Genomic DNA, 9554 nt, shown 5'->3' on the forward strand with positions numbered 1-9554 from the left:
TCACATCCGTAAAGGAAAGATGTGCTCCCGTGGCAGACGATTCGAGAACAGAGATCAGTAACGCATTCGGGTCGTACGCGGCGATCGGTGACAGCTTCACCGAGGGCGTGGGGGACCCGGGGCCCGACGGGAGATACGTCGGCTGGGCGGACCGTTTCGCGGTTCTGCTCGCCGACCGCAGGCCGGAACACACCTTCAGGTACGCCAACCTCGCCGTACGCGGGCGTCTCCTCGACCAGATCGTCGAGGAGCAGGTGCCGAGGGCCAAAGAACTCGCGCCCGACCTGGTGACCTTCTGCGCCGGCGGCAACGACATCATCAGGCCCGGCTCCGACCCGGACGCCGTCGCCGAGCGCTTCGAACGGGCCGTCGCCGACCTCGCGCGCTCGGTGGGCACCGTCATGGTGACCACCGGCTTCGACACCCGCGACGTGCCGGTTCTGCGTCACCTGCGCGGCAGGATCGCCACGTACACGGCACATGTGCGGGCCATCGCGGACCGGTACGACTGCCCGGTGCTCGACCTGTGGTCGCTCAAGTCCGTCCAGGACCGGCGGGCTTGGGACGCGGACCGGCTGCACCTGTCGCCCGAAGGCCACACCCGGGTCGCCCTGCGTGCCGCGCAGGTGCTCGGTCTCGAGGTCCCTGCGGACCCGGACCAGCCCTGGCCGCCGCTGCCCCCGCGCGGGGCGTTCGAGGTGCGCCGCGACGACATCCAGTGGGCGCGCGAACACCTGGCCCCCTGGATCGGACGGCGGCTGCGCGGCGAGAGCTCCGGCGATCACGTGGAGGCCAAGCGCCCCGACCTGCTCCCGCTCTGAGGCAGGGTGCGCTCCCGCGCGGGAAGCTCCTGCGCGGGAGGCTCGTGTGCGGAAGGCTCCTGTGCGGAAGGTTCCTGCGCGGGGAGCGCTGAGGGGATGCGTTCGAGGACACCGCCCGCGAAGACGTCGTACAGCGGGAGCGTCTCCAGGTGGACATAGCCGATGTGGCAGTCGCAGGCGGCGATCGGGCAGGCGCGGGGGCGCAACGCCCGGCGGTACGAGCCGTCGTACAGATCGCCGAGCTCGGCCGGCACGAAGTGGCACCGGCGAACGGTCCCCTCGCCGTCCACCGAGATCACCGACTCGCCCGTACGGCACGGGAGGCCCGCCGAGCGATGCGGATGACGGCTGTAGGGGAACAGTGGGTCGAGCTCGGTCCAGGCGTCCGCCTCGGCGTCCGAGAGCTTCTGGCCCTCGGGCGCGTTCACCCACAGGTAGACGTGCTCGGGCAGGTCCGCGCGCAGTCGGCGCCCCTGCTCCAGGTGGCCGGGGAAGCCGACGATCCCCACACTGAACCGGATCCCCCTCCGGCTGAGATCCCGGCATTTGTCGATGAAACGGTCATACGGTGTCTGATCGGGGTGATACGTGCACCACAGGGCGAGCTTCGCCGGGTCCGCGGCGGACAGCCAGTCGGTGCGGCAGCTCAGGTTGGTCTGGATGGCGACCCTTCGGACGTGCGGCACGTGCGACAGCTCGATCATGGCCTGCCGGTACCAGGACCGGACGAGGCCCTCACCCCACGGGGTGAACAGGACCGACAGACGGTCGTCGCTCTGCGCAGCCGCCCACGCCGTGAAGCGCTCCAGCGCCGCGCGGTCGGCGCGTAGTTGCTCCCGGCTGTCCCGGCGCTTGGCGAACGGGCAGTAGGGACAGTCGTAGTCGCAGGACGCGAGGGGACCGCGGTAAAGGATCGTCAGGTCCATGGACGGGCTCACTTCAGCTCGTACGCGGCCATGGCGGCGCGCACCGCGGGCGAGAACAGCTCAGGGCCCAGCGCGTCCGAGTGGGCGAGCCCCTCGGCCGTCAGCCGCAGCCGGTCCGGCGCCGCCGCGCCGTCGAGCCAGCCGCGGGCGTCGAACCGCTCCAGCTCCGTACGGAAGTGGTCGGCCGGGTCCGCGCCGAACCGCTCGCGGTAGCCGGCCACGTCCATCCCTTCCGCCTGCAGCAGGGACTGGAGCAGATGCCGGCGCCGTGCCTCGTCCGCGTCGACGTACCGGCCCACCTCGGCCCGCGAGAAGTCCTCGCTCCGGGTGTAGCCGTCGATGATCCCGCGTATCTCCCGCATGTCGACGGCGTAGTCGAACGAGTAGTGCAGAGCCGAGGTGTAGGAACGGGCGCCGCAGCCAAGGCCGATCATGCCGTCCGTCTGGCATGCGTAGTCGTCGGCGGCGGCAGGCGGGGCGCCCGCGCGGCGGAACATGCGCATCGACACCTGCTCGTACCCGCGGGCGAGCAGATGGTCGCGGCCCGTGCGGTACAGCCGCAGCCGCTGCTCGTCCCAGGCAGCGTCACCGGCCGTGTCCCTCGCCCAGTCACCTGTCGGCTCACCGGCCGCGGTCCCCGCCGCATCGCCCAGCCTGCCGAGTCCGGTCAGTGGACGCACGTACAACGGGTAGAGATACAGCTCCTCCGGCTGCCACGCGAGGGCTGCGTCGAGGGAGGAGAGCCAGGTCCGCTCGGTCTGGCCGTCGATGCCGTAGATCAGATCGATGTTGAGGACGGGGATGCCGGAGTCCCGGATGTGGCCGAGGGCGGCCTCGACGTCGGCTCGGCGCTGCGGGCGCACGGCGGCCCTCGCCTCCGCGTCGACGAAACTCTGCACGCCGATGCTGATCCGGGTCGTGCCGCGCCCGGCGAGGACCGCGAGCCGGTCCGGGGTCGCCGTCGCGGGAGACGTCTCGACGGAGAGCGGCACCGCCCCGAGGTCCGCGCCCATCCGCTTCTCGGCGATGCCGCAGAGCCGCTCGAGCTCCTGGGCCGTCAGGAAGGTCGGCGTTCCGCCGCCGAACGCGGCCGCCGCGAAACGCACCGGGGCGTCGTCCCCCAGGGCGTCTCGCACGGCACCGGCCTGGCGGTCGAGGGCATCCAGATAGCGCCCGGTCAGCTCGTCAGGAGCGCCGATCCGGGTGAAGAGATTGCAGAAGCCGCACCGGACCTCGCAGAACGGTATGTGCACATACAGCGAGAGCGCGTCCTTGCGCTCGTTCGCCCACAGCTTGCGCAGTGTCGGCCGGTCTTCGCCGAGCGGGCGGTAGGCGGTCTTGTGCGGGTAGGCGTAGACGTAGCTCTGGTACGGGCGCGGGCTGGGGTGCGCGGCGGGGGTGCTCATGCGGAGGCCTCGAGGAAGAAGTGGGCATAGGGGACGGTCCATACGGCCTCGTGACCGAGGCGGTGGCCGGTGAACCCGCCGTCGCCGTAGGCGGTTCCGTGGTCGGAGCAGACGATCGCGAAGCACCGGCGGCGGCTGCTAGCGGCGGTGAACAGTCGGCCGATGTGGCGGTCCACGTACTCGAGCGCCGCCGCGTGCGTCTCGCGCGAGTCTCCGGCGGCGCGGCTCGCGCCGGGCTGATGGAACCAGTTGGGCTGGTGCAGCGAAGGGACGTTGACGAACAGGAACAGTCTGCGGTCGCGCGGAAGGGCGGCCACGACCTGCTCGGCGCGCGCCACCTGCGCCTCGAAGGACGTGGGCGACGCGACACCGAACTCCGGTTCCCAGTGGCTCTCCTGGAACAGGCCGGGCAGCACGGACCCGAGCGGCCCCTGATTGTTGAAGAACCCGACACCGCCGATGCACACCGTGCGGTAGCCGGCGCCCGCCAGCGCGGAGACAAGATCGGGGGTGTCGAAGACGAACGTCCGGCCGGCGGTGGTCTCACTGCCCGCGAACCGGGCCGCGAACAGCCGTGGATGCGGCCCCTGTGTCGCCGGTGTCGGCAGGAAGCCGGCGAACATCGCCTGATGGGCGGCGTAGGTGAAACTGCCGGGCGCATGCCGCTTCTCCCAGACGCCGCCGGGCAGATGGCGGGCCAGATTCGGGATCCGGCCGGCGGCGGCGAGCTCGGCGGCGACGTCGAAACGCAAGGTGTCGAGCGTGACGAGCAGCAGATCGTCCCTGCCGACCACCTCGTTCATGTCGGGGGTGACAGCTGCCTGCCGGTCGGGCTCGGTGTGGTGGTCATGCGTGTGCACGGTGATGGTTCCTCGTCCTGCGTAGTACGGCGGCGACCTGCGCCGCATAGGTGTCCAGCCCCTCTGCACCGCTGCCGGCGAGGCCGGTCAGCCGCGGCAGCAGATCCCCGAAGGCATTGACCTCGCCGACGGCGAAACGCCGCCAGCCGGTCGAGGGCAGCAGATCGACCCCGACGCGGGAGACGCCCGGGAAGCAGGCAGCTGCTCGCTCGCACAGCGCGAGCGTGGCGCCCCAGCTCCCGCCCGCTGCCTCGGTGGCAGCCCGGACGGCGGCAAGGCCGCCACGTCCGCCGCCCAGGTGGAGATTGGTCATGGGGAAGCGGCTGGTGCGCACCACCGCGTGCGTGGCACGGCCGGCGACGACCACGACCCGCAGATCGGCGGCCTTCCCCTGCAGGGAGGCCTTGGGCAGCCAGCGCTCGATGTGCAGACCGTCGGGTGCCAGGGCGTCGACCAGCGCCGCGACCTCGCGCTCGGTGCTGTAGCGCCGCACGCGCAGGGAGTTGAAGAGGCTTCCGTCCGGTGCCCGCTCCACCGAGGTGGTGGCCTGCACCCGTCCGCGGCTCGCCGTCTCCAGGGCCAGCACGCCGGAAGCGGACGAGCCGTGGGCGAGTTTGACGAACACCCGCGGCAGCCCGTACGCCGCCTGAATCTCCCGCACGTCGTCCCAGCCGCGCACCGGCGGTGAGGCGGCACCCGACGTCGGTGACGTCGGTACCGACACACCGGCCGCCAGCAGGGCGGCGTGGCAGAGCCGCTTGTCGAACAGCACGGCCAGGTCGGCCGGACGGTCGAGCAGTTCCGCACCGCCCGCGGCCGCGAGGGTCTCGATCTCCCGTACGGCGGCCGTGAAGCGCTCGTACCAGAGAGCCGTGCCCTCCACTCGGGTCGGGTCGTCCGTGCCCCGCAGCGCGCTCTCCACCCGGGGGTCCTCGCCCGGCGAGTCGATGCGCACCAGCTCGCCCGGCCGGAACTCCGCCCGGCCGAGCAGCACATCCAGCCAAGGCACCACCCGCGCTGCGGGCAGGCCGGCGGCGCCCAGCGCGTCCTGGAAGAACGCGACGCGGCGGTTGTCCGGATTGCCGACGACTGCGAGACGGGGACCGGGACCGCGGCGGCCGACGGCGGAGCCGGTCACTCCGCCACGGCCGTGTAGCGGTCTTCCCTCGCGTTGGTACCGGAGCGCTCGCTTTCGGAGACGTCGAGCTCCACCCCCGCGGGTATCAGGGCGTCGGACAGCCGCTGCACCATCGTGCTGCTCATGAAGTGGTGGTGCAGATCCAGCTTCTTGAGGTGGGTCAGCGGCTGGCCGGTCAGCAACGCCTCCGCGCCGTCGTCGCCGAGAGTGCCCATCGACAGGTCCAGCGTCTTCAGACGGGCGACGACCGGGGCGCCCGACACCGCGACGGCGATCTCGTCCTGGATCTCGCTGTTGCGCAGTGCCAGATGCGTGAGGCTCGGCAGCCTCGTCCCGGACAGGAACGGCTCGAGATCCGACACATCGGCGTTCGCCCCGTACCAGGACGTGCCCAGCCAGATGTCCAGATGCTCCAGCGCGGGCAGCTCGCTCCCCGCGATACCGCGCACCACCTCCGCGTCGAGGCCGCCCGTCTCGACGACCAGCGACCGGAGCCGCTCGTGCTTCACCGCGGGGAACGCCAGGTCCTGACCGCCGCGGACACCGAACTGCTCCAACTGCGGGAAGCCGTCGAGCAGTGGCGTCACCTCGCCCTGGTTGATCCAGGAGATCTCGCACTCCTCGAACGTGATGTCGGCGAGGAACAGTCCACGGAGCCGCGGCAGCCGTTCCTTCGCGGCGAGCAGCGCGGCTATGACCTCTCCGGGCCCCGAGTCGTAGGCATCGCTCCACGACCCGACGATCAGAGCACGGACCTGCGTGGTGTCCACCGCCGCGGCGAAGCGGACGAACGCGTCCGGCCAGTCCTCCTCGCTCTCGTACGAGTCGACGGAGATCCGCCAGGCGACGCTCGCCGGTGCCGGCAGCTCCACCTTCCCGGCAGCCTGCGCCTCGGCATCGGGAAAGTCGAACGCGGGCAGGCCGTACCACTCCTGCAGATGGTTCGAGATGGTCATGACGGGCTCCAGACACCGGACGAGGCTTGATCGCTGACGTGCGAGCAGTTCTACCAAGCGGCACTGACACCGATGCTCGCGGGGCGGCAGCCGGGCAGGGCCGGACGCCGTTGTCAGACCCTCCGCCTAACTTCGGGAACAGGTCGGACGCACTCGGCGGCCGATGGGAAGGGGAGAGCCATGTACCGGCAGGGAGATGTGCTGATCGTGCCCGTGGCGCAGGACGCCGTACCGCCGCACGTCGTCGACACGCCGGGGGAGGCGCGGGACTCCCGCGGCCGGATGGTGCTTGCCCTGGGCGAGGTCACCGGCCACGCCCACGCGGTGACGGGGCCGGGCCGACTGGTCCGCGAGCCGGGCCCGTTCGGGCCGATGCTCCTTCATCTGCCCGAAGGCGGCCGGGTGGTGCACGAGGAGCATGCGGCGATACCGCTGCCGAAGGGATGGTTCCGGGTGGTGCGCCAGCGCGAGTACCTGCCGGGAGCGGTGCGGATCGTCGCCGACTGACCACCGCGGATCGGCAACTGAGCAGCAGACATGGAACGACAACAGGGGACGGGACTACACATGCAGTACACGGACAAGTGGCGGGCGATCGCCGTGGCCACCGGACCGGCCGACAGGGCGGCCGCCGAGGACGGCGTCCGGCTCGCCTACCGTACGGCCGGGCTCGCCGCGCCGGACCGCATCGTCTGGGCCGACTCGCCACTGGCGGGGATGCACGCCGTCCGGGACCTTGCCGACCCGGGACGCTCCGTGCGCGACGACGTGCGTACCCGCCCCTGGGCCGACGAACGTCGCCGCGTCCACGACGAGCTGGGCCCGGGAGGCTGGACCGCGCTCTGGAGCAGTACCGGAGCGCTGCTGTGGGACAGCACCCGCGCTCTCGCCGAGCGCATACGCGCCGGGGCGGTGGACGCTCTCCTCGAGAAGGTGCCGCAGGAGGGCCCCCGACACGCCGAGGCGGAGACAGGCATCCGCGGTGCTCTCCTCGAGGCGATCCTCGGTCAGCACGACGCCGCATGGCTCGCCGCGTTCGACGGCCGCAGCGAGCGGCTGGAGGGACTCGCACGCGTGGCCGCCCACGCAGGCTGGTGGTGGCCGTACGAGAACGCCGTCGTGATCTGCGAACGGCCCTCGCAACTGCATCGCGACGAGGCGGGCCGCCTGGACAGCGGCGAAGGCCCCGCGCTGGTCTTCCCGGACGGGTTCGCCCTCCACGCCTGGCGCGGAATGCCCGTGCCCGCCGAGTTCCTGCACGAGCTCACCGCCCTGACGCCGGAACGGATACGTGACCAGGAGAACGCGGAGCTGCGCCGCGTGATGCTCGAGTACTACGGCTACGACCGCTACCTCGCGGAGTCCGGAGCCGAACCGGTGCACCGCGACGAGACCGGCATCCTGTGGCGGATCACCCTCGCGGACGACGAGGACGTGGTGATGGTCGAGGTTCTCAACTCCACGCCCGAACCCGACGGCACCCACCGCACGTACTGGCTGCGTGTGCCGCCCACGACCCGGACGGCCAAGGAAGGTGTCGCCTGGACCTTCGGCATACAGGCCGACGCCTACGAGCCGTTGCAGCAGACCTAGGGTCTCGTTCGGGTCACCGGGCGGCAGTCCGCTCCGGCGAGGAGAGCGGGCGGAGCAGCCCGCCGGCGCCCCGGCGACCTCCGCACCTGGGCCGCGGTCGGGAACTCCCCCTCGTCAGCCCGCCGTCATGAGCTGCTCCCCGCGCCTGCGCTGCTCCGCGACATCGGTGACAGGGGCAAACTCGCAGCAGGCATGGTCCAGATGCACAGAGGCGAGGCTCATTGCGCCGGAGAGCCGCCCCGCAACCACGGTGCGGGACGGACTTCTCAGCGTGCTGTGGCGGTCAACGCGGCGTGCTCGATGCCGAGTTCCCGGGCGAGGGCCTCGTCGGTCCACTGGAGCATCGCCGCGCGGGTCAGCGTCCCGGCGTACGACGTCATCTGCACGGCCAGCCCGTCCAGGAACGCCGTCAGCCGCCAGGCCGCCGCCGCGGGATCGGGGCACGGGAACTCGCCGGCGGCCGCGCCCTCCGCTATGACCTCCGTCAGGGCCGACTTCCACTGCTGGTCGAGGGCGCGGGACACGTCACGCAGCGCCGGTTCGCGCAGCGAAACGGCCCACGCGTCGATCCACAGGCGCCAGCCCTTGGCCTGCCCCGTCGGCGCGTACCAGCGCACCGCGGCGCGGAGGCGCCGCAGGGCGGAGGTACGCCGGCCGAGCAGCTTGCGCAGATGGGCCAGGTCGGCGTCGGCGGCATGGGTGAAGGCGGCAGCGACCAGCTTCTCCTTCGTCGAGAAGTGGTAGAGCACCAGGGCGCTGCTCACTCCCAGGGCCGCGGCGACGTCCGCGATCCTGACCGCCGCCACACCCCGCTCTTCGATCTGTTCGACCGCGGCGCTGAGCAGTTCCTCGCGCCTCTCCGCCACGCTCAACCGAACTCTGGCCACGGCGTCACAGTACACAGCCGATCTTGGACGAAGTCCAGGCCCTGTACGGGAGCGGTCCCGACCCGGCCGGACCTCTCATTCCGTGAGGGCCGAAGCCTGTTCCCGCCCCGGCACCTCGCAGTGGTCCTTGAACCCCTGGCTGGTCAGGCCCAGAGCGGTGTTCATCCTCGAGCGCAGGTTCTCCACCGCCACCATCGCGGTCAGCTCGACGAATGCCGCCTCACCGAGCGTGGTGACCAAGCGCTGCGCGACTTCGTCGTCGATCTCCGGCGGGTTCGCCGTCATGGCCTCCGCGAAGGCCATGACGTCGCGCTCCAGCGGGGTGTACGCGTCACTGTCCCGCCAGACAGGCACCTCGTGCACCTTGCGTTCGTCCATTCCTCGCTGCCGGTTCTCCCAGTATCCGAAGTCCATGCACCAGCTGCAGCCGATCGACGCGGCGGAGGCCATCACCGCGAGTGCCTTGAGATCCGGGTCCAGCTCGTTCCACCTGCCGAGCGCCAACTCGAAGCGCAGATCCGCCCGGAGCACCCGAGGGTTGTGCCCCAGCGCGCGGACCGGGTCGGGGACCTTGCCGTACGTGCGCCGGGAGTACCACTCCGTGACCCGCAGGAAGAGCGAGCGGCGCGGGTTGAGGGAAACGCGGGCCATGACGTGCTCCTTGTTCGTGTAGCCGGGTGACTTCACGGATACGACGGAACGGTTGCGCTGGAATGTGACATCGGTGTGGCGGGAATTCCAGGAACACCTGGGTGCGGGTGGACGTTGGCCCCAGCAGGGCCTCCCGACAGGCCCGACCGTTCGGTGCGGTCCTTCGGTGCTTCCGTCACGGCGACGCCGATGCGGTCGTCCGGCGCGGTCGTCAGGCGGTACGGCCCGGCCGTACTCGTGGAGCGCCCACAGGATCGGTGTCGTCCAGCGGCTGAAGACGATGTCCACCACAGGCGCGATCGGGCACGCCTGCTCC

General features: G+C 71.3%; 10 protein-coding genes and 1 pseudogene. 3 read left to right on the top strand and 8 right to left on the bottom strand.

Annotated features, from left to right (window positions below; translation table 11 throughout):
• The first annotated feature begins 29 nt into the window (after positions 1 to 29).
• On the top strand, positions 30 to 821 hold the full coding sequence (locus ABZ070_RS12680; protein WP_356632864.1) for an SGNH/GDSL hydrolase family protein: 792 nt from the start codon (positions 30 to 32) through the stop codon (positions 819 to 821).
• Here the strand turns inward: ABZ070_RS12680 and ABZ070_RS12685 are convergent.
• From ABZ070_RS12685 to ABZ070_RS12705, 5 genes are read right to left on the bottom strand one after another with little or no spacing between them, the layout of a single operon-like run.
• Positions 782 to 1747 carry an STM4011 family radical SAM protein gene (locus ABZ070_RS12685; RefSeq protein WP_356632866.1) on the bottom strand — a complete coding sequence of 322 codons (966 nt, stop codon included), beginning with the start codon at positions 1745 to 1747 and terminating at the stop codon, positions 782 to 784. The genes ABZ070_RS12680 and ABZ070_RS12685 overlap by 40 nt on opposite strands.
• 8 nt (positions 1748 to 1755) lie before the next feature.
• Positions 1756 to 3153 (bottom strand): STM4012 family radical SAM protein, encoded by a 1398-nt coding sequence (locus tag ABZ070_RS12690; RefSeq protein ID WP_356632868.1) that lies wholly within the window; start codon positions 3151 to 3153, stop codon positions 1756 to 1758.
• Positions 3150 to 3956 carry an STM4013/SEN3800 family hydrolase gene (locus ABZ070_RS12695; protein WP_356632886.1) on the bottom strand — a complete coding sequence of 269 codons (807 nt, stop codon included), beginning with the start codon at positions 3954 to 3956 and terminating at the stop codon, positions 3150 to 3152. Before ABZ070_RS12695 ends, ABZ070_RS12690 begins: the two co-directional genes overlap by 4 nt.
• A 43-nt stretch (positions 3957 to 3999) precedes the next feature.
• Complete coding sequence (locus ABZ070_RS12700) at positions 4000 to 5151, bottom strand: STM4014 family protein (protein WP_356632870.1); 1152 nt, start codon at positions 5149 to 5151, stop codon at positions 4000 to 4002.
• Complete coding sequence (locus ABZ070_RS12705; protein WP_356632872.1) at positions 5148 to 6107, bottom strand: STM4015 family protein; 960 nt, start codon at positions 6105 to 6107, stop codon at positions 5148 to 5150. The genes ABZ070_RS12700 and ABZ070_RS12705 overlap by 4 nt, the downstream gene beginning before the upstream one ends.
• 180 nt (positions 6108 to 6287) lie before the next feature.
• On the opposite strand from ABZ070_RS12705, the gene ABZ070_RS12710 reads away from it, so the two are divergent.
• Both ABZ070_RS12710 and ABZ070_RS12715 read left to right on the top strand, forming a co-directional pair.
• Positions 6288 to 6614, top strand: a complete 327-nt coding sequence (locus tag ABZ070_RS12710) for a hypothetical protein (RefSeq protein WP_356632874.1) — start codon at positions 6288 to 6290, stop codon at positions 6612 to 6614.
• Positions 6615 to 6674: 60 nt separating this feature from the next.
• Complete coding sequence (locus ABZ070_RS12715) at positions 6675 to 7700, top strand: DUF6745 domain-containing protein (RefSeq protein WP_356632876.1); 1026 nt, start codon at positions 6675 to 6677, stop codon at positions 7698 to 7700.
• Positions 7701 to 7966: 266 nt separating this feature from the next.
• On the opposite strand, the gene ABZ070_RS12720 is transcribed toward ABZ070_RS12715, so the two are convergent.
• From ABZ070_RS12720 to ABZ070_RS12730, 3 genes and pseudogenes are all read right to left on the bottom strand, one after another.
• Positions 7967 to 8587, bottom strand: coding sequence for a TetR/AcrR family transcriptional regulator (locus ABZ070_RS12720; RefSeq protein ID WP_356632878.1), 621 nt, complete (start codon positions 8585 to 8587; stop codon positions 7967 to 7969).
• A 75-nt stretch (positions 8588 to 8662) separates the two neighbouring features.
• Entirely contained in the window at positions 8663 to 9238 is a 576-nt protein-coding gene (locus ABZ070_RS12725) for a carboxymuconolactone decarboxylase family protein (protein WP_356632888.1), read from the bottom strand.
• Between the two features lie 225 nt (positions 9239 to 9463).
• Positions 9464 to 9554 (bottom strand): annotated as a pseudogene (locus ABZ070_RS12730) (transcriptional regulator); the annotation flags it as partial.

Source organism: Streptomyces sp. NPDC006283, assembly GCF_040613325.1.
Classification (GTDB): domain Bacteria; phylum Actinomycetota; class Actinomycetes; order Streptomycetales; family Streptomycetaceae; genus Streptomyces.

Bases quoted from the DNA above. Each gene is read 5' to 3' on its own strand.
- ABZ070_RS12725 (WP_356632888.1), bottom strand. From the start codon at position 9,238: ATGGCCCGCGTTTCCCTCAACCCGCGCCGCTCGCTCTTCCTGCGGGTC.
- ABZ070_RS12695 (WP_356632886.1), bottom strand. From the start codon at position 3,956: ATGAACGAGGTGGTCGGCAGGGACGATCTGCTGCTCGTCACGCTCGAC.
- ABZ070_RS12710 (WP_356632874.1), top strand. From the start codon at position 6,288: ATGTACCGGCAGGGAGATGTGCTGATCGTGCCCGTGGCGCAGGACGCC.
- ABZ070_RS12690 (WP_356632868.1), bottom strand. From the start codon at position 3,153: ATGAGCACCCCCGCCGCGCACCCCAGCCCGCGCCCGTACCAGAGCTAC.
- ABZ070_RS12715 (WP_356632876.1), top strand. From the start codon at position 6,675: ATGCAGTACACGGACAAGTGGCGGGCGATCGCCGTGGCCACCGGACCG.
- ABZ070_RS12705 (WP_356632872.1), bottom strand. From the start codon at position 6,107: ATGACCATCTCGAACCATCTGCAGGAGTGGTACGGCCTGCCCGCGTTC.
- ABZ070_RS12685 (WP_356632866.1), bottom strand. From the start codon at position 1,747: ATGGACCTGACGATCCTTTACCGCGGTCCCCTCGCGTCCTGCGACTAC.